Annotated in this window: 19 protein-coding genes and 2 tRNA genes; 15 read left to right on the forward strand and 6 right to left on the reverse strand. The window is 63.8% G+C overall.

All coding sequences use genetic code 11. From position 1 onward, the window contains the following. Positions 1 to 14: 14 nt before the first annotated feature. Positions 15 to 872, reverse strand: coding sequence for a MurR/RpiR family transcriptional regulator (locus tag PVT67_RS07980; protein WP_301499374.1), 858 nt, complete (start codon positions 870 to 872; stop codon positions 15 to 17). 202 nt (positions 873 to 1,074) lie between these two features. Here PVT67_RS07980 and zwf point away from each other — a divergent pair, with 202 nt between their 5' ends. Genes zwf through PVT67_RS08000 form a run of 4 tightly spaced genes read left to right on the forward strand, consistent with a single transcriptional unit; the run spans position 1,075 to position 5,686 of the window. Beyond that, positions 1,075 to 2,523, forward strand: coding sequence for a glucose-6-phosphate dehydrogenase (gene zwf, locus PVT67_RS07985; RefSeq protein WP_301499375.1), 1,449 nt, complete (start codon positions 1,075 to 1,077; stop codon positions 2,521 to 2,523). Further along, positions 2,524 to 3,228 (forward strand): 6-phosphogluconolactonase, encoded by a 705-nt coding sequence (gene pgl / locus PVT67_RS07990; protein WP_301499376.1) that lies wholly within the window; start codon positions 2,524 to 2,526, stop codon positions 3,226 to 3,228. It begins immediately after the preceding gene. Then, positions 3,225 to 5,054 carry a phosphogluconate dehydratase gene (edd, locus tag PVT67_RS07995; RefSeq protein ID WP_301499377.1) on the forward strand — a complete coding sequence of 610 codons (1,830 nt, stop codon included), beginning with the start codon at positions 3,225 to 3,227 and terminating at the stop codon, positions 5,052 to 5,054. The genes pgl and edd overlap by 4 nt, the downstream gene beginning before the upstream one ends. After that, positions 5,051 to 5,686 (forward strand): bifunctional 4-hydroxy-2-oxoglutarate aldolase/2-dehydro-3-deoxy-phosphogluconate aldolase, encoded by a 636-nt coding sequence (locus tag PVT67_RS08000; protein WP_301499378.1) that lies wholly within the window; start codon positions 5,051 to 5,053, stop codon positions 5,684 to 5,686. The genes edd and PVT67_RS08000 overlap by 4 nt, the downstream gene beginning before the upstream one ends. Before the next feature lie 55 nt (positions 5,687 to 5,741). On the opposite strand, the gene PVT67_RS08005 is transcribed toward PVT67_RS08000, so the two are convergent. The 3 genes from PVT67_RS08005 to PVT67_RS08015 all read right to left on the reverse strand — a co-directional run bounded on the left by PVT67_RS08005 (position 5,742) and on the right by PVT67_RS08015 (position 9,600). Beyond that, a complete protein-coding gene (locus PVT67_RS08005; RefSeq protein ID WP_301499379.1) occupies positions 5,742 to 6,890 on the reverse strand; it encodes an iron-containing alcohol dehydrogenase in 1,149 nt (382 codons plus the stop codon). A gap of 85 nt (positions 6,891 to 6,975) precedes the next feature. Further along, a complete protein-coding gene (locus tag PVT67_RS08010) occupies positions 6,976 to 9,093 on the reverse strand; it encodes a methyl-accepting chemotaxis protein (RefSeq protein ID WP_301499380.1) in 2,118 nt (705 codons plus the stop codon). Positions 9,094 to 9,165: 72 nt separating this feature from the next. Then, positions 9,166 to 9,600: a GNAT family N-acetyltransferase gene (locus tag PVT67_RS08015; RefSeq protein WP_301499381.1), complete on the reverse strand. Its 435-nt coding sequence runs from the start codon at positions 9,598 to 9,600 to the stop codon at positions 9,166 to 9,168. Here PVT67_RS08015 and PVT67_RS08020 point away from each other — a divergent pair. From PVT67_RS08020 to PVT67_RS08040, 5 genes are all read left to right on the forward strand, one after another. Then, positions 9,578 to 11,128, forward strand: coding sequence for a DUF2813 domain-containing protein (locus PVT67_RS08020; RefSeq protein WP_301499382.1), 1,551 nt, complete (start codon positions 9,578 to 9,580; stop codon positions 11,126 to 11,128). The genes PVT67_RS08015 and PVT67_RS08020 overlap by 23 nt on opposite strands. Before the next feature lie 47 nt (positions 11,129 to 11,175). Then, positions 11,176 to 12,351: a Bcr/CflA family multidrug efflux MFS transporter gene (locus PVT67_RS08025; RefSeq protein WP_301499383.1), complete on the forward strand. Its 1,176-nt coding sequence runs from the start codon at positions 11,176 to 11,178 to the stop codon at positions 12,349 to 12,351. A gap of 99 nt (positions 12,352 to 12,450) precedes the next feature. Beyond that, a tRNA-Met gene (locus PVT67_RS08030) sits at positions 12,451 to 12,527 on the forward strand. Positions 12,528 to 12,691: 164 nt separating this feature from the next. After that, positions 12,692 to 12,768, forward strand: a tRNA-Met gene (locus tag PVT67_RS08035). Positions 12,769 to 12,996: 228 nt separating this feature from the next. Further along, complete coding sequence (locus PVT67_RS08040) at positions 12,997 to 15,090, forward strand: putative bifunctional diguanylate cyclase/phosphodiesterase (protein ID WP_301499384.1); 2,094 nt, start codon at positions 12,997 to 12,999, stop codon at positions 15,088 to 15,090. A gap of 40 nt (positions 15,091 to 15,130) precedes the next feature. Here the strand turns inward: PVT67_RS08040 and gap are convergent, their stop codons facing one another. Next, a complete protein-coding gene (gene gap, locus PVT67_RS08045) occupies positions 15,131 to 16,135 on the reverse strand; it encodes a type I glyceraldehyde-3-phosphate dehydrogenase (RefSeq protein ID WP_301499385.1) in 1,005 nt (334 codons plus the stop codon). Positions 16,136 to 16,261: 126 nt separating this feature from the next. On the opposite strand from gap, the gene msrB reads away from it, so the two are divergent. Next, positions 16,262 to 16,648: a peptide-methionine (R)-S-oxide reductase MsrB gene (gene msrB / locus PVT67_RS08050; RefSeq protein WP_301499386.1), complete on the forward strand. Its 387-nt coding sequence runs from the start codon at positions 16,262 to 16,264 to the stop codon at positions 16,646 to 16,648. Between the two features lie 63 nt (positions 16,649 to 16,711). Here the strand turns inward: msrB and PVT67_RS08055 are convergent, their stop codons facing one another. Further along, the gene (locus tag PVT67_RS08055; RefSeq protein ID WP_301499387.1) at positions 16,712 to 17,524 is read right to left on the reverse strand and encodes a DUF2989 domain-containing protein; all 813 of its coding nucleotides are present in this window, start codon (positions 17,522 to 17,524) and stop codon (positions 16,712 to 16,714) included. Between the two features lie 240 nt (positions 17,525 to 17,764). Between PVT67_RS08055 and PVT67_RS08060 the strand changes: the two genes are divergently transcribed. The 5 genes from PVT67_RS08060 to PVT67_RS08080 all read left to right on the forward strand — a co-directional run bounded on the left by PVT67_RS08060 (position 17,765) and on the right by PVT67_RS08080 (position 22,846). Beyond that, complete coding sequence (locus PVT67_RS08060; RefSeq protein ID WP_301499388.1) at positions 17,765 to 19,201, forward strand: glyceraldehyde-3-phosphate dehydrogenase; 1,437 nt, start codon at positions 17,765 to 17,767, stop codon at positions 19,199 to 19,201. A 103-nt stretch (positions 19,202 to 19,304) separates the two neighbouring features. Next, positions 19,305 to 20,426: a M14 family metallopeptidase gene (locus PVT67_RS08065; RefSeq protein WP_301499389.1), complete on the forward strand. Its 1,122-nt coding sequence runs from the start codon at positions 19,305 to 19,307 to the stop codon at positions 20,424 to 20,426. A 107-nt stretch (positions 20,427 to 20,533) separates the two neighbouring features. Further along, the gene (locus tag PVT67_RS08070; protein WP_301499390.1) at positions 20,534 to 22,192 is read left to right on the forward strand and encodes an alanine/glycine:cation symporter family protein; all 1,659 of its coding nucleotides are present in this window, start codon (positions 20,534 to 20,536) and stop codon (positions 22,190 to 22,192) included. 55 nt (positions 22,193 to 22,247) lie between these two features. Beyond that, complete coding sequence (locus PVT67_RS08075) at positions 22,248 to 22,568, forward strand: hypothetical protein (protein ID WP_301499391.1); 321 nt, start codon at positions 22,248 to 22,250, stop codon at positions 22,566 to 22,568. A 2-nt stretch (positions 22,569 to 22,570) separates the two neighbouring features. Then, complete coding sequence (locus tag PVT67_RS08080; protein WP_301499392.1) at positions 22,571 to 22,846, forward strand: YeaC family protein; 276 nt, start codon at positions 22,571 to 22,573, stop codon at positions 22,844 to 22,846. Positions 22,847 to 22,848 lie beyond the last annotated feature (2 nt).

The following is a 22,848-nucleotide window of genomic DNA, read 5'->3' on the forward strand; positions in this document are numbered from 1 at the left end:
TACTACAAATCCGATCAGCGCTTTTCGTCGTCTTTTTCCAACCTGGAATCCCGCAGCACGTCCTTCACCCGGCGCAGATTTTCTCTGAATCGGGGGCCGCGGCGCAGCACGAAACCGGTGGCGAGAATGTCGATGACGGTCAGGGAGGCCAGGCGGGAGGCCATGGGCATGTAGACGTCGGTGTCTTCCGGGACGTCCATGCCGATGGCGATGCTGGCTTCCTTGGCGAGCGGCGAATCCTTGGAGGTGATGGCGATGACGGTGGCATCGTTCTCGCGGGCCAGGCGGGCCAGTTCCACCAGGCTCTTGGTGCGGCCGGTGTGGGACAGCAGCACCACCACGTCGTCGGCGGCGGAATTCATGCAGCTCATGCGCTGCATCAGCACGTCGTCGGAATAGATGACGGGCACGTTGAAGCGCAGGAACTTGTTGAGGGCGTCATGGGCCACGGCGGCACTGGCGCCAAGGCCGAAAAAGGAGATCTTCTTGGCCTGGGTCAGCAGATCTACGGCGCGGTTGATGACGGCCGTGTCCAGGCTGCGCCTCGCCGTGTCCAGGCAGGCCATGGCCGATTCGAAGATCTTGGCGGTATAGGCGTCGGGGCCGTCGTCTTCCTCTACATGGCGGTTCACATAAGGGGTGCCGTTGGCCAGGCTCTGGGCCAGGTGCAGCTTGAAGTCGGGGAAACCCTTGGTGTCCAGGCGGCGGCAAAAGCGGTTGACGGTGGGCTCTGAGACATCGGCGGCCTTGGCCAGTGAAGCTATGGAAGAGTGGATGGCCGACTGGGGGTTGGCGAGGATCACCTCCGCCACCTTGCGTTCGGACTTCGACAGGCTGCCCAGGCTCTTGGCGATTTTATCCAGGGTGTTCATGGCTACAATTTCCTTATGGTCTGAGGCAGGCCGCCGGGAAGATCCCACTGATGCTTACCGTTTTCGCCATTATTATGAAAAAAAACCTCTTATGAAAGTTTGCAAGGCGAAATTCTGTGCCCAGGAGATAGACAGCGGTGGGGTTTTCCCGCATATAATGTAGTTAAATTACAACGTAACTGATCAGCGGAAGGATGCACGCATGAAACGGGAGCAAGCCATAGGCCCTTGCGATCTGGTGCTCTTTGGGGTGAAGGGGGATCTTGCCAGGCGCAAGCTGCTGCCGGCCCTCTATCAACTGGACAAGGCGGGGCTGCTGCACGACGACAGCCGTATCGTCGGCGTCGCCAGGGGGGAGGCCGATCCCATCGAAAAGACCCTGGAAACCTTCCTCAAGGAGCCGGTGGACGAGACAGTACTGGCCCGCTTCAAGGCCCGTCTCGGCCACGTGGACCTGGACTTTGCCGATCTGGATGCCTATGGGGCCATCCACGAGGCGGTCAACCACGACACCCCGGAAGTCTATTACTTCGCTACCCCGCCCTCCCTTTACGGCAGCATCTGCCAGGGCCTGTCCGCCGCCGACCTCATCCGTGACAACAGCCGCGTGATCATGGAAAAGCCCATAGGCCACGATCTCGCCTCCAGCCGCGTCATCAACGACGAGGTGGACGCCCACTTTGCCGAGCGCCAGATCTACCGCATCGACCATTACCTGGGTAAGGAAACGGTACAGAACCTGCTGGCCCTGCGCTTTGCCAACGCCCTCTTCGCCAAGAACTGGGACTACAGCTGCATCGACCATGTGCAGATCACCGTCGCCGAAGAGGTTGGCATCGAAGGGCGCTGGAGCTACTTCGACAAGGCCGGCCAGATGCGCGACATGGTGCAGAACCACCTGTTGCAGGTGCTGACCCTCATTGCCATGGAGCCGCCGGTCAGCCTGGACGCCGACGCCATCCGCGACGAAAAGCTCAAGGTATTGAAGGCCCTGAGGCCCATCACCAATGCCAACGTCAACGACGTGACGGTACGCGGCCAATACACGGCCGGCTTCCTGCGCGGCCACGCCGTGCCCGGCTACGCCGAGGAAGAGGGCGCCAACACCAACTCCCACACCGAGACCTTCGTGGCGCTGCGGGTGGATATCGACAACTGGCGCTGGGCCGGCGTGCCTTTCTACCTGCGCACCGGCAAGCGGATGCCCGCCAAGTGCACCGAAGTGGTGGTGAGCTTCAAGGCGCTGCCCCACAACATCTTCGCCAAGTCCCAGAAGCAATTGGCCGCCAACAAGCTGATCATCCGCCTCCAGCCCGAGGAAGGGGTGGAGCTGCAGATGCAGAGCAAGGTGCCGGGCCTGGGCTCCCAAATGCGCCTGCAGAACACCAAGCTGGACCTGTCCTTCTTCGAGGCCTTCCGGGACGAGCGCATCGCCGACGCCTACGAGCGTCTGCTGCTGGAAGCCATGGTCGGCAACCAGGCGCTCTTCGTGCGCCGCGACGAGGTGGAAGCGGCCTGGACCTGGGTGGATTCCATCATGGACGCCTGGCAGCAAAGCGGCGACGCGCCCAAGAGCTACCAGGCCGGCAGCTGGGGCCCTGTGGCCTCCATCGCCCTCATCACCCGTGACGGCCGCAGCTGGGAGGAATAAATGAAGATCACCGTTGAGAAACGCTTCAACGACAGAGACGCCCTGGCAGAAAGCCTGGCCGCCAAGGTCGCAGGCCAGTTGCAGGAAGCCATAGACGCGCGCGGCAAGGCCTCGCTGGTGGTGTCCGGCGGCCGTACCCCGCTGAAATTCTTCCACGCCCTGTCCCGCCAGCCCATCACCTGGAGCAAGGTGCTGGTGACCTTGGCGGACGAGCGCTGGGTCGATATCGACGACCCGGCCTCCAACGAAGCCCTGGTGCGGGAAAACCTGCTGCAGGGCAGGGCGGCCAGCGCCCGTTTCGTGGGCCTCAAGACGCCTCACGCCACCCCGGAAGAGGGGCTTGGCCTCGCCAGCGACTGGCTGGGCGCCTTGCCCCAGCCACTGGATGTGGTGATCCTCGGCATGGGCAACGACGGCCACACCGCCTCCTTGTTCCCCGACTGTCCCAACCTCAGGCAGGGGCTGGACACCCAGGACAGGCTGATCGCCGCCCACCCGGCCAGCCAACCCCTGGCCCGCATTTCCATGAGCCTGGCGGCGCTGCTGAGCAGCCGCCAGATCCATCTGCACCTGGAGGGCGCCGACAAGCAGGCCACCCTGAACCAGGCCCTGGCCAGCAATGACGTGGCGGCCATGCCGATCCGCGCCATCCTCGGCCAGAAGCAGACCCCGGTAGACCTCTACCTGTACCTGGAGGAAGCATGAACAAGGTTGTGGCCGAGGTAACGGCCCGTATCGAAGCGCGCAGCCAAGGCACCCGCGCCCGCTATCTCGAACAGGTGGAAAGCCAGCGCGCCCAAGGCGTGCACCGCGCCAGCCTGTCCTGTGGCAACCTGGCCCACGGCTTTGCCGCTTGCGGCATGGCGGACAAGGACAGCCTGCGTTCCTTCACCAAGGCCAACGTGGCAATCGTTTCCGCCTACAACGACATGCTCTCGGCCCACCAGCCCTACGAGGGCTACCCGGCCCTGATCAAGGAAGCGCTGCACCAGGTGGGCTCGGTCGGCCAGTTCGCCGGCGGCGTACCGGCCATGTGCGACGGCGTCACCCAGGGCCAGCCCGGCATGGAGCTGTCCTTGCTGTCCCGCGACATCATCGCCATGAGCACAGCCGTGGCCCTGTCACACAACATGTTCGACGGCGCCCTGATGCTGGGGGTCTGCGACAAGATAGTCCCCGGCCTGCTCATCGCCGCCGCCAGCTTCGGCCATCTGCCCACCGTCTTCGTGCCTGCCGGCCCCATGCCGTCCGGCATGCCCAACAAGGAAAAGGCCCGCATCCGCGAGCTCTATGCCCAGGGCAAGGCCGATCGTAACGAGCTGCTGCGCGCCGAGAGCGAGTCCTACCACAGCCCCGGCACCTGCACCTTCTACGGCACCGCCAACTCCAACCAGCTGATGGTGGAAGTGATGGGCCTGCACCTGCCGGGCAGCTCCTTCGTCAACCCCAACACGGCCCTGCGCGACGCCCTCACCGAGGCCGCCGCCAAGCAGGTGACGCGCCTCACCGAGCAGGGCGGCAACTACACCCCCTTTGCTGAGATCCTGACCGCCAAGTCCCTGGTCAACGCCATGGTGGCACTGCTGGCCACCGGCGGCTCCACCAACCACACCATGCACCTGGTGGCCATAGGCCGGGCAGCCGGCATCGAGATCAACTGGGACGACTTCGACGCCCTGTCCAAGGTGGTGCCGCTGCTGACCCGCATCTACCCCAACGGCCAGGCCGACATCAACCACTTCCAGGCCGCCGGCGGCATGGCCTACCTCTTCAAGGGCCTGCGCAAGCTGGGCCTTTTGAACGAAGAGGTCAAGACCATAGTGGGCGAGGGCCTGGACCAGTACGAACTGGAGCCTTGGCTCAATGAAGGCAAGCTGGAATGGCGCCAGGGCACCGACAAGAGCCTGGACACCGCCGTGCTGGCCGAGCCCGAGGCGCCATTCAGCCCCGAGGGTGGCCTGAGGGTCATGCACGGCAACCTCGGCCGCGGCGTCATCAAGGTGTCCGCCGTACCGGCCGCCAACACCCATATCGAAGCGCCGGCCGTGGTCTTTTCCGACCAGAACCAGCTGGACGCCGCCTTCAAATCGGGTGCGCTGGATAGAGACTGCATAGTGGTAGTGCGTTTCCAGGGGCCCAAGGCCAACGGCATGCCGGAGCTGCACAAGCTGACGCCGCCGCTCGGCGTCTTGCAGGAAAAAGGCTACAAGGTGGCCTTGGTCACCGACGGGCGCATGTCCGGTGCCTCTGGCAAGGTGCCGGCCGCCATCCACATCACCCCCGAGGCCCTGGACAACCCTGTGCTGACCAAGGTGCAGGACGGCGACATGATCCGCCTCGACGCCCACACCGGCGAGCTGACCTTGCTGGTAGACGAGGCGACCCTGGCCCAGCGCCAGCCTGCCAAGGCCGATCTCGCCCCCAACAGCATCGGCATGGGTCGCGGCCTCTTCATGAACTTAAGGCCGCAGCTGTGCGGCGCCGAGCAGGGCGCCACCCTGTTCCGATTCCCCTTTGAGGACAACCAATGACCTGGAAGCTTGCCCCCCAAGAGGTGATGACCGCCAGCCCGGTAATGCCGGTGCTGGTCATCGAGAAACTGGAGCACGCCGTGCCCCTGGCCCGTGCCCTGATGGCCGGCGGCATCAAGGTGCTGGAAGTCACACTGCGCACCGACTGCGCCCTGGACGCCATCAGCGCCATCGCCCGTGAGCTGCCCGACGCCCTGGTGGGCGCCGGCACTGTGCTGAACGGCGATGACTACCAGGCGGCCGTGGCCGCCGGTGCCCGCTTCGTGATCAGCCCCGGCATGACCCCCTCCCTGGTCCAGGCCGCCAAGGCCGGCCCGGCGCCGCTCATTCCCGGCGTCAGCACCCTGTCCGAGGTGATGGAAGGCATGGATCTGGGCCTGTCCTACTTCAAGTTCTTCCCGGCCGAGGCCAGCGGCGGCGCCCCGGCGCTCAAGGCCATGGGCGGCCCCATCCCCCAGGTGCGCTTCTGTCCCACAGGCGGCATCAGCCTCAAGAGCGCTCCCGACTACCTGGCCCTGCCCAACGTGCTCTGCGTCGGCGGCAGCTGGCTGGCCCCCAAGGAACTGGTGGAAAGCGGCGACTGGGCCGGTATCACTGCCCTGGCCAAGGAAGCCGTGGCTCTCAAGGCCTAAGCCTCTGGCCACGAAAAAGCCCGCCGACTTGGCGGGCTTTTTTGTGGCTGGTACCTCAGTAGGCGGCTTCGAACACCTGGCGGCTCAGCGCCAGGGTGACGCCGCCGTCTTCGCCCAGGGCCGTCATGCCCTTGCGTTCCAGGGCCGCCACCAGCCCATCGATAGCGCTCTCTTCAACGCCGTAGTCGCGCAGCCGGGTCGGTACGTCCAGGGACTGGAAGAAGCTTTCCATCTTGGCGATGGCGCCTTCGATGCGTTCCTCTTCGCTGCCGCCTGTCACGGCAAAGACGCGCTCGGCAAATTGCAGCAGCTTGGCGCGCTTGGCGTCCTTCCTTACCCGCAGCATGGCCGGCAGCACTATGGCCAAGGTGCGGCCGTGGTCTATGCCGAAGCGGGCGGTGAGCTCGTGGCCCAGGCTATGGGTGGACCAGTCCTGGGCGACGCCGACACCGACGATGCCGTTGAGGGCCATGGTGGCGGCCCACATCAGGTTGGCCCGCACATCGTAGTTCAGGGGCTTGGCCATGGCTTTGGGGCCTTCTTCCAGCAAGGTCAGCAGCAGGCCTTCGCTGAACCTGTCCTGCACCGGCGCCACAGAAGGGGTCATGTACTGCTCCATGACATGGACGAAGGCGTCCACCACGCCGTTGGCCACCTGGCGGGGGGGCAGGCTGTAGGTGGTGGCCGGATCCAGCACCGCGAATCGGGGTTTGACCTTATCGGAGACGAAGGCCAGCTTGTCGGGGCCGCGGGTGATGACGGCGGCGCCGTTGGTCTCGGAGCCGGTGGCCGGCAACGTCAGCACAGTGCCTATGGGCAGGGCGGCCTTGACCGGGCTCTGTTTGGCGAGGATGTCCCAGGGATCCAGGCCGTCGAAGCCAATGGCGGCGGCGATGAACTTGGTGCCGTCCAGCACCGAGCCGCCGCCCACGGCCAGCAGGAAATCAAAACCTTCGTTGCGGACGAGCGCCACCGCCTGCATCAGGGTCTCATAGCGGGGGTTGGGCTCTATGCCGCCGAACTCGCCGAAGGGCATGCCCTTGAGGGCCGCCTTGACCTGGTCATAGACGCCGTTTTGGAAGATGGAGCCGCCGCCATAGGTGAGCAGCACCTTGGCGCCCTCGGGGATATGGCGGGCCAGCTGGGCGATTTCCCCTTCGCCAAAGCGGATGACGGTGGGGCTGTGGTAGACGAAATTCTGCATGGGAGAGGGACAAATCAACTAAAAAGCCAAGCCCCCGATACTACGACAGCCAGGCCGTCCCTGCCAGAGACGGCCTGTTGCTGCCTCAGGTGCGCAGCTTGCCCAGTTCCCTATCCAGATCCCCCACCAGGCCGTGCAGTTGCTGGCCCGATTGCTCGGCCTGCTGGGCCAGTGCCGCCAGCTCGTTGGCGGCGCTGCCGATGCCGGTGATGTTGCGGTTGATCTCGTCGCTTACCGAGCTCTGCTCCTCGGCGGCCGTGGCCATCTGGGTGACGTGGTCGTTGATGGTGTCGATGAGCCTCACCACCTGGGTCAAATCCTCCAGGGCGCTCTGGGCCTGGCCGACGGTGCTGCTGGCCCGCTCCACCCCCTGGTCCATGACGGCGACGGTGGCGCTTACCTCCTGGTTGAGGCTGTTGATGACGCCGGCGATTTCGTCCGTGGAACTGCGGGTCTTGGCGGCCAGGGCCCGCACCTCGTCCGCCACCACAGCGAAGCCGCGGCCCTGCTCGCCGGCCCGGGCCGCTTCGATGGCGGCGTTCAGGGCCAGCAGGTTGGTCTGCTCGGCGATGGCGCGGATCACTTCCAGAATGGAGTTGATGTCGGCGCTGCGGGCCGCTACCTGGTTGACGGCGGTGGCGGCGGTGGACATGTCGTCGGCCAGGCCCTTGACGTCGGCCACGGCCGAGCCCAGGGTGGTTCTGGAGCCCTGGACGGCGCCGTTGGCCTGGCTGGCCTCGTCGGCGGCCTGGGCGGCGAAGCGGGCCACCTCGCTGGCGGCGGCGCTCATCTGGTTCATGGCGGTAACCACCGACTCTATCTCGCCGTGCTGGCGGGCCACCAGGTTACGGGTGTCGGAGGCAATGCGGGCGCTGCCTTCGGCCTGGCGCTGCACGTCGAGGCTGACCCCTTTGAGGTGGTCGACCATGCCCCTGAGCTTGCCGAGGAAACGGTTGAAACCGCCGGCCAGGGTGATCAGCTCCTGGTGGGTGTCGATGCTGACTTCCTTGGTCAGATCCCCCTCGCTGCCGTTGAGATCGTCCATGCGGCCGTTGAGTGTCTTGAGGGGGGTGGTGATGGTGCGTACCAGCACCAGCATCACGGCCAGACCCAACAGGATCACCAGCACCCCTATGCCGGCCTGGCTCAGCACCAGCTGGTCAAAGTCATGGCCTATGGACCGGTTCATGGCGTCCACGTCTTTGAGGGCCAAGGCCTTGGGCACTTCGATGACCAGGGTCCAGATCTGGTTGGCGGCCTGGATGTCCACCGGGTAGGCGACGATGAGGCTGTCGCCGGTTTCCAGCCGGCCCTTGCCATGCAGGCCGAGGATCTTGTCGGCCAAGGCCGGCATCACCTCCTTGAGCGGTTTGGCCAGCTTGTCCTTGTGGTGGCTGGCACCCACCAGCAGGCCGAGGCGGGACAGCAGCATCACCTTGGCCTGGCCGCCGTAGAGGGACTGGGACAGGGCCTCGACCTTCTTCTGGAAGATGGGCAGGTTCATGTCGACCCCCACCACGCCCCGGAAGCGGTTGTCGGCCATCACCGGCACCGTCAGGGAGGTCATCAGCTCCGAATAGCCGGGGGTGATCTCGTAGAGGTAGGGCTCCATCAGGCAGGGCTTGTGGGTGTCCATGGCGCAGAGGTACCACTCGGCTTCACGCAGGCCGTTGGCCCCTATGGTGGCCACGTGCTTTTCCTCGGCGTCGTCCACCACCTGCTGTTCTATCTTGCCGTCGCGGTTGCGGGTGAAATAGATCTCCAGGGTGCCGACCCCCTTCACCGAATGCTTGAAGCCCTCCTTGAAGTCGGCGTCGCGGCCGTCATAGCCGTTGGCCTCGAACTGGCTGTAGATGGAACTCAGGCCCTGGTTGGCGGCCAGCATGGATTTGTCCAGCTCCACCACCTTGTCCCGGGCCAGAGGGGCGCCGGACTCGATGCTGCCCTTGAGTTGGCCGGCCAGGGACAGGGGCACCCTGAAGGCGCCGTTGACGAGGCCGGCCATCTGCTCGCCGTACTGGCCGGCCTGGGCCTCCAGGCGCCGCATCAGTTCGTCTTCCACCTGGCGGGTGCTCTCGCCCCTGACTTTGCCGGCGGTGCTGCCCAGGAAGCCGGCCACCACCAGGGTCAGGACGCCGATAGACACCAACAGCAGCAGCCCTGTTGTCAGGAACAGCTTGAAGGCAAGGGAGCGTTCTCTCATCAAACCACCTCCGTGAAGGACTTGTCTTGTTATCGGCCGGCCTGGGCTTTTCTACAGCCTTTCCTTAAACGTCTAGCAGCTTAATGGCTTGGCGAACAAGATCTTGCCGTTGTGCTCGCCACAGGCTTGGTAGCCGTTCCTGGCCAGCAGCGCCAGCATGGCGGGAAAGCGCCCCGAGGATTTGACCTCGATACGGCCATAACCCTGGCCGGCGGCCCAGGCTTCTTGGGCTTCCAGCAGCAACTGGGCCAGGCCCTGGCGGCGGTAGGGCGGCAATACCCCTCCCAGCCAGGAATAAAAGGTTGTATCGTCAAGGGCATAGCCAAGCTTAAAGGCGGCGGGCACCCCATCCACCAGGGCCACCAGGCAAAGGTGGGGGCCGGTGAACCGGGCCCGGTACTGCGCCACAGAGCGGCCGCCGCCGAATTCCGGCAGGGCGGCCTCCAAGGTGGCGGCCAGGGCCAGATCCGCATGTAGGACCGATATGCGCTTAGAGCAGATAGACATTCTTCACTTCCAGGGTATCAAGGCGCTCTCCCTGCCTTTGGACCAGGCCACCACCCTCATCGGCGAAAACGCCTGGGGGCGGCGCTCCTTCCTCAATGCCCTGGACAGGGTCATGGGGCCACAGGGCGTGGAGGCGGTGTTCGAAGAGGCCGATTTTTACCAAGGCACCGACCAACTGCAACTGAGCCTAACTTTCGTGGAGCGCCAAGGCGGCCACTGGCGGCGGCTGCGCTACAGGCCCCTGCGCCAGCTGATGTGGGGCCAGTCTGACGGCCATATGCGCATCCGCCTCTGCTGGCAGGCGAGGCTGGGGCAGGGCAGCCGCCTCTTCTTTGCCGATGCCAAGGGCCAGCCCCTGGAGGCGGAGCAGTGCCAGCGCCTGGCCCGCCACCTCTTGGCCCTGCACCCCTTGCTGCGCCTTGGTTTCCCCGAACCCGAACACCTGGCCAAGACCCCTTGGCTGAAGACGCTGCTGGACGCCCCCGAGCAGTTCAAGGAGCAGGCCCTGGAAGAGGGGCTGGCCTCGGTGAAGGCGGTGCTGGCCCGCTATTTCAGCGAAGAGGCGCCCAAGGTGCCGCGCAGCCGCTTTGCCATCGCCCGCCAACCGGTCAACTGGCAGGCCATCCGCACCCTGGAGCAGGTGATCACCCAATCGAGCCGCCAGACGAGGATGGCGCTGCTGGGACTCTTCGGGGTCATGATGGTCCAGGAAGGGGACAAGCCCCTGGCCCGCCTGGCCAGGCCGTTACTGCTGCTGGACATGCCGGAGGCGCGGCTGCACCCGGTGATGCTGGCGACCTTCTGGAGCCTGGTGTCCCAGCTGCCCTTGGGGCGGCTGCTGTTGACCCAGTCGGCGGAGCTGCTGGGAGCCCAGGATCTGATGGCCATCCGCCGTCTGGTGCGGCGCCAGGGGGAGCTCCGCTGTTTTCGCCTCAAGCAGTTGCTGCGGGAGGACGACTACCGGCGGATCGGCTTCCACCTGAGGGTCAACAGGCCCAGCAGCCTCTTCGCCCGCTGCTGGCTGCTGGTGGAGGGGGAGACCGAGATCTGGTTGATGTCGGAGCTGGCCCACCTGGCCGGGGTACACCTGGCCGCCGAAGGCATCAAGGTCATCGATTTCGCCCAATGTGGCCTCAAACCGCTGCTGCACCTGGCCCGGGACCTGGGCATAGGGGTCCATGTGCTTTGCGACGGCGACGAAGCCGGCGACCGCTACGCCGACAAGGTGAGGGGCACTCTCGGCAATCAGGCGGAGGCCAGCCTGACCCAACTGCCAGCCCTGGATATAGAGCACTTCTTCTTCGAAGAGGGCTATGGGGCCTTGTTCCGGCATCTGGCCCACTGGCATGGCCATGGCGAGCCCAGCTCCATCATCCGCACCGCCATCAGCAGGCTGTCCAAGCCGGAGGTGGCGCTGCGCATCGCCGAAGAGGCCGGCAAGCGCGGCAAGGAAGGGGTGCCGGTACTGCTGCGACGGCTCTTCAGCCAACTGCGACAAGCGGCCCTGGCCAGCGCCCCCAAGGGCTGAGGCCTGTGGCAAAATAGGTGGCCTAGCTCCGCTCCCGAGACTGTCCTGTGCCTCGCGTTCCCTTTTCGTTGCTGCTGACCCTGGGCCTGGTCGCCATGTTGACCCCCCTGGCCATCGACATGTACCTGCCCAGCCTGCCGCGCATCGCCCGGGATCTGGGGGTGGCGCCCGGCGCCGTGCAGGGTACCGTCTCCGCTTATGTGGCGGGCTTCGCCCTTGGCCAACTGGCGCTGGGGCCCCTGGCGGACAGCCTGGGCCGCCGGCCGGTGCTGCTCTGGGGCACCCTGGTATTCACCCTGCTGTGCCCGCTTTGCGCCCTGAGCACCGACATCGGCTTCCTGCAGTGGTTGCGCATAGGGCAGGGCGGGGCCGGGGCCGCCGCCTCTGTGGTGATCTATGCGCTGCTGCGGGATCTGGTGTCCGATCGCAACGAGCTGGCCAGGCTCTTCTCCACCATCACCCTGGTGGTGACCCTGGCGCCGCTGCTGGCACCCATGCTGGGCGGTTGGGTGCTGCTGCTGGCCGACTGGCACGCCATCTTCTGGGTATTGGGCGCCTTCGGGGCCGCCGCCTGCCTGCTGGTGGCGGCCAAGGTGCCTGAGACCCTGCCGGCTAAGGCGCCCCTGGCCCTTGGCACAGTGCTGGGCAATTACCGCACCTTGCTGGCAAAACCGGCGCTGCTGGGGCTGATGTTCTGCTCCGGCCTGTCCTTCAGTGGCCTGATGGCCTTCCTCACCGCCGGCTCCTTTGTCTACATCGACCAATTCGGGGTGCCCGAGGGCCATTTCGGCTACTACTTCGGCCTCAACGTCTTGTCGCTGATGGCGCTGACCTTCGTCAACGGCCGCCTGGTGGGGCGCAAGGGGGCCGAGCGCCTGCTGGCCTTTGCCCTGGGGCTGCAATGCCTGGCGGCCCTGGTGGCCCTGGCCACGGCTTGGTGGAATGGCCCCTTCTGGCTGCTGGTGGTGGCGGTGATGACTTATGTGGGCTGCCTGTCGATGGTGGGCTCCAACATCATGGCCCTGGTGCTGGAGCAGCTGCCGGCCCTGGCCGGTACCGCCGCCTCCCTGACCGGCAGCCTGCGCTTTGGCATAGGGGCCGGTGTCGGCGCCCTGATGGCCGCCGCCCAGGGCCACGATGCCTTGGCCATGACAGGCACCATGACCGCCAGCGTGCTGCTGGCCTGTTTCAGCTTTTGGGGCCTTTATCGCCGATTTCGCTGATTTATTGAGCTTTCAGGTGCCATTTTGCCGGCTTTCTAGGCAAGCGCACCGACAGCTGTTGCAAAGGCCATAAAAGTCCGTATAGTGGCCGCCATCAGACGCGGGATGGAGCAGCCTGGTAGCTCGTCGGGCTCATAACCCGAAGGTCGTCGGTTCAAATCCGGCTCCCGCAACCAAATTTAAGATCAATGCTTTTATTCAGGATTGACCGACGACCCAGGTCGTCGCAGCAGGGCTGCCCGTTCCAATCCGGGCTCCCGCAACCAAACAAATTTCTGTGCCATCTGAGGGGCAGAAAGACAACGCAAGGCACCAGACCAGGGCCAAGCTACGAAATTGACGCGGGATGGAGCAGCCTGGTAGCTCGTCGGGCTCATAACCCGAAGGTCGTCGGTTCAAATCCGGCTCCCGCAACCAAATAGAAAACCCAGCCTTAGCGCTGGGTTTTTCTTTATCTGGACCCGGCAGATCCTTGGGCGCTATGGCTCCGAGGTTTACTTGCTAGGCATCACTGGTTGTTGCGTTGGCGATAAAGCCTTTAACTGCGTCACAACCTGGCGATCTGGCCTGACCTCTTTGATTGTTCCTTGCCCTGGGCCCTGTAGAATAGCGCGTCCTGTTAAGAAGTCGGAGCAGTTGGTGCAGATGCAGGGGACTTACAACCTGGCCCTGGTGGCCCTGTCCTTTGGGGTGGCTGTGATGGCCTCCTTTACGGCCCTGGATCTGGCCGGCAGGGTCAGGGCGGCGCGCCAGGGCAAACGGCGGCTGCTCTGGCGCTGGGGCGGCGCCTTCGCCATGGGGACCGGGATCTGGGCCATGCATTTTATCGGCATGCTGGCCCTGCAACTGCCCATGAAGACGGGTTACGACCTGGGGCTGACCGCCTTGTCCATGCTGGCAGCCGTGTTGTCCTCGGCCCTGGCCCTTGGCCTGGTCAATGTGCCCCGGCTCGGTGGTGGCCGCCTCTTGGCAGGTGGCCTGGCCATGGGCCTTGGGATCTGTGCCATGCACTACGTGGGCATGGCGGCCATGGAAATGCCCACCCGCATCCACTACGACGGGGCCTTGCTGTGGCTGTCGGTGCTGGTGGCGGTCAGCGCCGCCAGTGCGGCGCTCTGGCTGGCTTTCAGGCTCAACCCCGGCAGTGACAGGCCTGCCCTGGGCTACCGCCTGGCTGCTGCCCTGGCTATGGGGGTCGCCATCTGCGGCATGCACTACACCGGCATGGCGGCGGCGCGTTTTCCCCTGGCTACCGGTGGCATGGCCAGTGACGCCCTTTCTTCCATTCACCTGGCCATTGGGGTGGCCCTGGTGGCTGCCAGCATCATGATGGCCGGCCTGGTGATGGCGGTCTTCGATGCCCACCTCGCGTCCCACAATGCCCGGCTGGCGGCCTCCCTCCAAGAGGCCAACGCCGAGTTGCAGGCCATGGTGATGCACGATCCCCTGACCCGGCTGCCCAACCGGCTGCTGCTGGAGCAGCGCCTGGATGCCGTGTTGGCTGAGGCCCGGCGCCTCACCTTGCCTTTCGCCGTCTTCTTCGTGGATCTCGACAGGTTCAAGGGGGTCAACGACTCCCTTGGCCACCATGTGGGGGATGCCCTGATCCAGGCGGCGGCCTCGCGTCTCAAGAAGGCCCTAGGGGACGACGGCTTGGTGGCCAGGGTCGGCGGCGACGAGTTCCTGGTGCTGACCTTTGCCGGTACAGACAGGGCCAAGAGTGCGGCCCTGGCCGAGGAAATGGTGGCGCTGATGACCAGCGCCTTTTGCCTGGACGGCAACGAGGTGCGGATCTCTTGCAGCGTCGGCATCAGCTGTTACCCGGACAACGGTGCCGACAAGCACGAGTTGATGGTCCATGCCGACGCCGCCATGTACCAGGCCAAGGCGGCCGGGCGCAGTAACTTCCAGTTTTTCGAGGCCGGCATGACCTCGGCCGTGGAACGGCGCCAGGTGCTGGAAAAGCGGCTGCGCCTGGCCCTGGAGCAGGGCAGCCTGAGCCTGGCCTACCAGCCCAAGATCTTGGTGGCCGACAACAGCCTCACCGGCCTCGAAGCCTTGCTGCGTTGGCAGGATGAAGAGCTGGGGCAGGTGTCGCCGGACGAGTTGATCCCGGTAGCGGAGGAGACGGGCCTGATCCTGCCCCTGGGGGACTGGGTGCTGCGCACCGCCTGCGCCCAGGCGGCGGCCTGGTCCACTCGCTTCGAATCCCCCCTGCCGGTGGCGGTCAACCTCTCCGCCATCCAGCTCAACCAGCATGACTTCGTTAAGCAGGTGAGCGCCATTCTGGTCGAGACAGGCCTGGATCCCGCCTTGCTGGAGTTGGAACTGACCGAGAGCGCCGTGATGCAGAATCCGGAGCGGGCCCGCGGCATTCTGGAGGCGCTGCGCAAGCTGGGGGTGACCCTGTCCATCGATGACTTCGGCACCGGCTATTCCAACCTGGTGCAACTCAAACGTTTCCCCATACACCGACTGAAGATAGACAGATCCTTCACCGCCGGTGTGCTCAACGATCCCCAGGATGCGGCCATAGTACAGGCGGTGATGGCCCTGGCTCACAGCCTCAAGCTGGACGTGGTGGCAGAAGGGGTGGAAACCGAGGATCAGCTGGACTTCATCCGCGCCCTGCAGGGCCAGCAGTACCAGGGCTACCTGTGTAGCAAGGCTCTGGCTCCCCTTGAGCTGGAGGCCTTCCTGGCCGACTGGCAGCAGCCGGGCAGACGCAAGCGGGCATAAAAAAACGGGGCCAATTGGCCCCGTTCCTTTTTTCTTACTCTTACTTGGCTGCCATCATGGCGGTGGCGGTATCGAGCATGCGGTTGGAGAAACCCCATTCGTTGTCGTACCAGCTCATCACCTTCACCAGCCGGCCCTGGACCTTGGTCTGGGTGGCGTCGAAGTTGGAGGAATAGGCCACGTGGTTGAAGTCCATGGACACCAAAGGCGCCGTGTTGATGGCCAGTACCTGGCTGAGGGCGCCGTGGTTGGCGGCCTCGGTGAGGATGGCGTTCACTTCCTCGACGCTGGTGTCGCGGCTGGCCACGAAGGTCAAGTCCACCAGGGAAACGTTGACTGTGGGCACCCGCACGGCCATGCCGTCGAACTTGCCCTTGAGCTCGGGGACCACCAGGCCGACGGCGGCGGCAGCGCCTGTCTTGGTGGGGATCATGTTCATGGCGGCGGCGCGGGCCCTGTGCAGATCCTTGTGGTAGACGTCGTTCAGACGCTGATCGTTGGTGTAGGCGTGGATGGTGGTCATCAGGCCGGACTCTATGCCCAAGGCTTCCTGCAGCGGCTTGGCGATGGGAGCCAGGCAGTTGGTGGTGCAGGAGGCGTTGGAGACGACCTTCATGTCGGCGGTCAGGCTGTCATGGTTGACCCCAAAGACGATGGTGGCGTCCACGTCTTTGCCGGGGGCTGAGATCAGCACCTTCTTGGCGCCAGCCTTGAGGTGGGCGCCGGCGCTCTCGCCAGTGGTGAAGAGGCCGGTACACTCGAAGACGACGTCGATGTCCAGCTCGCCCCAGGGCAGTTTGGCCGGATCCCGCTCGCTGTAGATATTGATGCGCTTATCATTGATGTAGAGTGCGGCCTCGTCGTAGCCGACCTTGGCGTTGAAGCGGCCGTGGACAGTGTCGTACTGGGTCAGGTGAGCGTTGATATGGGCGTCGCCCAGGTCGTTGATGGCGACGATCTCGATATCGTAGGCTTTGTCGCTCTCGAACAAGGCGCGCAGTATGTTACGACCGATGCGTCCATAACCGTTGATGGCAACCCGCATGATAGTGTCCTTATCGCTTCTGACTGTGAATTGGTAGTAAATTTACAGAATGGGCCGCGGTTATCAAGAGCATTTCGCCATTAAAGCCCGTGTTTTTGAAATTAAATTACATGATTGGGGTGATTTATGAGCAAGATGGGTTGGAAAGGCCCCCTGACCGAACAGGCACAGGCCGTGACCCAGCAAGGGGCCACCGAGCGGCCTTTCACCGGCCAGTACCTCCACGAGGAAAGGCCCGGCATCTACCACTGCGTGGTGTGCGGCACCCCTTTATTCCGTTCCGAGACTAAGTTTGACGCCGGCTGCGGCTGGCCTTCGTTCTTTGAGGCGGTGGGCAGCGGCGCCGTGCGCTATCTGGAAGACTTGAGCCATGGCATGGTGCGGACCGAGATCCGCTGCGCCAGCTGCGACGCCCACCTGGGCCATGTCTTCGACGACGGGCCGGCGCCGACGGGCAAGCGCTACTGCCTCAACTCGGTGGCGCTGCACTTCGTGCCGCAAGGGGAGGGCTAGGGCCTGCCAATAAAAAAGGGACGACAATGTCGTCCCTCTCTGTTGGTGTAACCTGCGGCCTGTTCAGCCCTGGCTGTCCAGTTGGGCCATGGCGACCTTGAACTGGCCCTTTTTGATGGCGCTTGCCACCTCTTCGGCCTTTTCCTGGATGCTGGCCAGGACTTGCGGATCCTTGAGCAGTATGGATTCCAGGGCATGGGTGTCGATGGCGACGTCGTTGCCCTTGGCGACCAGGCTCCACAGGTAGGCTTCCTTGAAGTGGTGCAGCTGCTGGGAGAGGGTGGCCAGGGTCTGGTAGATCTCGGGGTTGATGTTGTCGTCTTCACGGGGCAGGGCCAGGCCTTCGAGCAGCAGCTTGGCCGTCTTGGCCCTGTCGGACTTGGCATAGTAGCCGGCCAGCATGGCCTTGAGCTCCAGGGTGTTGAAGGCGCCGGAGCCTTCCAGGGCCAGGAACTGCTGCAGGGCTTCATCGTCTCCCAGGCGGGTGTAGCGGTAATAGAGCAGGTGGGGTTCGCTGCTGTTCTTGGTTTCGGCTTCCAGGGCCTTGAGGGCCACCAGGCTGTTGATGTAGGCGGTGCCGCGGTCGCTCTGGCGTTCCTTGAGGTTCTTGTGCACCACCCCTATCGCTTTGGCCATGCAATCGCGGTAATCCTCGGTGCTCCGCAGCAGCCGGTATTGCTGGTAGTCGTGATCGCTGCCTTTGTCGGTCGCCACCTTGTAGCGTTGGCGGATAAGGTCGGCCCTTTCATGGCGGCACCAACCGTCGGCATTGAGGTCAGTGCAGAACTCCGCGTTGTCGGTGCAGATGTCCGACAGGCTGGGTTCCCCTTTGCAGGCCACCAGCAACAGCGGCATCAGGCATAACAGCTTTTTCATGGACCTTGGGTCGCTCGTTGTATTGTGATTTTTGCCAGCCCCAGTTTGGCAACGCTGGGGCAGGGTGGCAATAGCCTTGGCACAATGGCCTTCACATTGTCTGGCGAAAGCGGTTTCCCTTGGGTAAAATTGCCGCCGCCGGACGGGCCGCCACAAGGCCTGACAGCACCCTACATCGCGATCAGCAAAAAAGACCGAGATCGCCGGCACCCTACGACGTGAAACGAAAGGAAAGGCCCCATGAGCAACACGCAACCGGATATCTACTTGAAAAGCTGGCAGGAGCGTCAGGAACTGGCAGAACAGATGCAGCCCTTGATCGGCCGTCTGTACCGCAACTATGGCGTGGAGCTGGTGGTATACGGTAAGCCGCTGCTCAACGCTTCCACCATCGACATCATCAAGGCCCACCGCAGTGTGCGCCAGTATGAGGGTGACAAGCTGCGCTTGCGCGAGTGCTTCCCCCTGGTCGAAGCCCTGTCCAACATGAAGCTGGCCCCGGCCCGTATCGATATCGGCAAGCTGGCCGTCAACTACCTGCGCAACCACGGCGACAAGTCCGTCGACGCCTTCCTGCGTGAAGAACTGGCCGACATCGTCGATCACGACGACAACATGAAGCCCAAGGACGTGGTGCTCTATGGTTTCGGCCGTATCGGCCGTCTGCTGGCTCGCCTGCTGATCGAGCGCACCGGTCCCCAGAACAAGCTGCGCCTGCGCGCCATCGTCGTGCGCGGCGGCAAGGCCGGCGACCTGCAGAAACGCGCCAGCCTGCTGCGCCGTGACTCCATCCACGGCCCCTTCAACGGCTCCATCTGGGTCGATGAAGAGCAATCTGCCATCGTCGCCAACGGCTGCTACATCAAGGTGATCTACGCCAACCAGCCCGAAGACATCGACTACACCCAGTACGGCATCGAAGACGCCCTGGTCGTGGACAACACCGGTGTCTTCAAGGACGACCAACTGGCTCGCCACCTGGAAGCCAAAGGCGCCGGCAAGGTGCTGCTGACCGCCCCTGCCGGCGGCGACATCAAGAACATCGTCTATGGCGTCAACAACGCCATGATCGAGAGCGGCGACAAGATCCTGTCCGCCGCCTCCTGTACCACCAACGCCATCACCCCTGTGCTGAAGGCCATCAACGACGAGTTCGGTATCGAGTACGGCCACGTGGAGACAGTCCACTCCTACACCAACGACCAGAACCTCATCGACAACTACCACAAGGCCGAGCGCCGTGGCCGCAGCGCCCCGCTGAACATGGTGCTGACCAGCACCGGCGCCGCCAAGGCCGTGGCCAAGGCCCTGCCGGAGCTCAAGGGCAAGCTGACCGGCAACGCCATCCGCGTGCCGACCCCCAACGTCTCCATGGCCATCCTCAACCTGACCCTGAAGAAGGATGTGACCAAGGAAGAGGTGAACGACTACCTGCGCAAGGCCTCCCTGTTCAGCGAGCTGCGCGACCAGATCGATTTCACCACCTCCACCGAGATAGTGTCTTCCGACCTGGTGGGTTCCCGCTACGCCGGCGTGGTGGACTCCCAGGCCACCCTGGCCCAGGAAAACCACGTTGTCCTCTACGTCTGGTACGACAACGAGTTCGGTTACTCCTGCCAGGTAGTGCGTGTGGCCCAGGAAATGGCCGGCCTCTACTACCCCAGCCTGCCGCATTAAGCGCCCAGGCAAGCAAAGGCGCCCCCGGGCGCCTTTTTTCATGGCCTGCCGGCCGTGCTAAGCTTGGCCGGCTTCCCGCTATTTAAGAAACAAGGACATCTCCATGCATATCTCCGCCGGGTTCGACAGTGGCAACATCGACGTATTGAAGGCCGAAGCGGCCGACGATATCCAGCTTGCCATCCGCAAGGACAACCAGTCCGATTTCTACCAGTGGTTCCATTTCCGCCTGCACGGCGAAGCCGGGCAGCAGTATGTGTTGAAGCTCACCAATGCCGGTGGCGCCGCTTATGCCCCCAAGGGCTGGCAGGGTTACCAGGCCGTGGCCTCCTATGACCGCCAGACCTGGTTCCGGGTACCCACCGACTTCGACGGCCAGAACCTGACCATCACCCATATCCAGGACGAGGCCATCTGCTACTACGCCTACTTCGCCCCATACTCCTGGGAACGCCACCAGGATCTGGTCGCCGAATCCCAGGAAAGCCCGCTCTGCACCCCGGTGCATCTGGGCGAGACCCTGGATGGCCGCGAGATGACCATGCTGGTGGTGGGTGACGAGGCCAATGCCCAGCGCAAGATCTGGGTCATAGCCCGCCAGCACCCCGGCGAGACCATGGCCGAATGGTTCATGGAAGGCTTCATCGGCCGCCTGCTGGACGACGAGGACGGCGTGGCCCGTTCCCTGCTCAACGACAACGTCTTCTACCTGGTGCCCAACATGAACCCGGACGGCAGCGTCCGCGGCCACCTGCGCACCAACGCCGTCGGCACCAACCTCAACCGTGAGTGGCAGGAGCCCTCCATGGACAAGAGTCCCGAGGTGTTCCTGGTGCGCAAGATGATGGAAGAGAAGGGCCTGGATCTGTTCCTGGACATCCACGGCGACGAAGGCCTGCCTTACAACTTCCTGGCCGGCTCCGAAGGCATTCCCAGCTTCAACGAGGGCCTCAAAGCCGCCCAGGATGGCTTCAAGGAAGCCCTGCTGGCCGTAACCCCCGAGTTCCAGACCCTCTACGGTTACGACATCGAGGCCCCCGGCCAGGCCAACATGACGGTGGCCACCAACTGGGTGGCGGAGCGTTTCCAGACCCTGGCCTATACGTTGGAGATGCCCTTCAAGGACAACGCCGACCTGCCCGACGAGGACTATGGCTGGTCGCCGACCCGCGCCATACAGCTGGGCGAGGACGTACTGGCGGCACTCTGGAAGCACCTTAAGTAAAGAAGATGAAAAGGGCCGCAGCTGCGGCCCTTGTTCTTGTTAAAAAGACGTTGCTGTGTCAGGGTAAGGGCTCATTATAAAAACGATTTTTCGGAGTCCCTTTTTTCATGGAAGCCTTTAACAACTGGTTGCTGCTCCTGGACAGCTACCTCGGCAGTTCGGCCTGGTTCCCCTGGGTCCTCCTGGGCGTCGGCCTCTTCTTCACCCTCTATCTGGGTTTCCCGCAAATTCGCTACTTCCGCCAGGCTTGGCGGGTGGTGAGCGGCAAATACGACCATTCCCACATGAAAGGGGACACCTCCCACTTCCAGGCGCTCAGCACGGCCCTGTCCGGCACCGTCGGCACCGGCAACATCGGTGGCGTCGCCTTCGCCATCTTCCTCGGCGGCCCGGCTGCCCTGTTCTGGATGTGGATGACCGCCTTCCTCGGCATGACCACCAAATTCGTGGAAGTGACCCTGTCCCACAAGTACCGTGACCGCGCCCCGGACGGCACCATGGCCGGCGGCCCCATGTACTACATGGACAAGCGCCTCAACATGAAGTGGCTGGCCGTCATCTTCGCCATCGCCACCGTGATCAGCTCCTTCGGTACCGGCAACCTGCCCCAGAGCAACAACATCGCCCAGGGCATGGAAGCCACCTTCGGCATCAAGCCCTACATCACCGGCACAGTGCTGGCCATACTGCTGGCCATGGTGATCCTCGGCGGCATCCACCGCATCGCCAAGGTCACCTCCAAGGTGGTGCCCTTCATGGCCCTCTTCTATGTGCTGGGGGCTCTGTCGGTCATACTGATGAACTTCGACAACCTCTGGCCGTCCTTCAAATCGGTATTCGCCAATGCCTTCACCGGCACGGCGGCGGCCGGCGGCTTCCTGGGGGCGAGCTTCGCCTACGCCTTCAACCGCGGCGTCAACCGCGGCCTCTTCTCCAACGAAGCGGGCCAGGGTTCTGCGCCCATAGCCCACGCCTCGGCCAGGGCCGATGAGCCTGTGTCCGAGGGCCTGGTTTCCATCCTCGAGCCCTTCATCGACACCATCATCATCTGTACCCTGACCGGCATGGTGATCCTGAGCTCAGGCGCCTGGACCCAGAAGTTCGAGAACCAGTTCCAGCGTACCGACATGTCGATCGTTGCCGGCAGCTACACGGATCAGAAGGCCAGCGATCGCGAAGCCCTCTACAACTACTTGGGCGGCAAGCCCTCCGAGGTCAAGGCCTTCAACGGCGCCGTCAAGGTGGTTGCTGGCCATGTCGTCGAAGGCGGCCCCATCACCGTCATCAATGCCCGATCCGTGGCCGAGGACGTGGAGTTCCGCGTCGGCGGCCACCCCTATGAGGGCCTCTTGGACATCAGCGGCGGCAAGCTGCAGGACCCTGACGTCAACGTAGTGGGCAAGTCCCTGGTGCACTCGGCCGAACTTACCACCCGCGCCTTCACCAAGGGCTATTTCGGCGATTACGGCCAGTACATCGTCGCCATAGGCCTCTTGCTGTTCGCCTTCTCCACCGCCATCGCCTGGTCCTACTACGGCGACAGGGCCATCATCTATCTGCTCGGCTACAAGTGGGTGATGCCTTACCGGGTGCTCTACGTGTTCGGTTTCGCCTGGGCCTCCTTCTCCGACACCACCCTGGTGTGGAACCTGGCGGCCGTGGCCATAGTGCTGATGGCGCTGCCCAACCTCTTCGGCATCATGATGCTGGCCAGGGAGATGAAGCAGACGGTCAAGGACTACTGGGCCAACCTCAAGGAAGACTGAAAGAGGGCGCCGCAAGGCGCCCTTTTTGGTACCATGCAGCCCCACAGGAGGACCCATGGCCATTATCCATTGCTACGCTTGCGGCAAGCGTATTTCCGACAAGGCGCCGGTTTGCCCCTATTGCGGGGAAGTGCGCAGCTCAGATCCTGAAGTCAGGGCCCAGGCTGAAGCCATGCGCAAACAGGCCCGCATCGGCAAGTTCAACAACGGCGCCATGGTGGCGCTGGTGATGGTGCTGGCCGGTGGCCTGATGTTCAGTGTCCTCAGCAGTCACCCCGAGTTCGACTGGCTGGCCAAGGGCCTGATGTCAGTGGGTTTCATCGGTTACATTGGTTGCAGGGCCATGATGTTGTGGCTCAAGCGTAAGGGGAACTGAGCATGCTTTCGCAAATGGTCGCCAACATGGACCAAGCCACCTACCTGCGCCTGCGGGACGCGGCCGAGACCGGCAAGTGGCCGGACGGCACAGTGCTTTCCGAGGAACAGCGGGGCAACTGCCTGCAGCTGGTGATGGCCTTCCAGGCCCTGCGCCAGACAGAACACCAGCATATGGAAGTGGGCCCGGACGGCGAGCTGGTGCAGAAATCCAAGCGCGAGCTCAAGGCTCAGTTCACCGGGGTGGAAGAGCAGGAGATCATGAGGAGCAAGGTCTGAAG

Source organism: Gallaecimonas kandeliae (assembly GCF_030450055.1).
GTDB classification, from domain to species: domain Bacteria; phylum Pseudomonadota; class Gammaproteobacteria; order Enterobacterales; family Gallaecimonadaceae; genus Gallaecimonas; species Gallaecimonas kandeliae.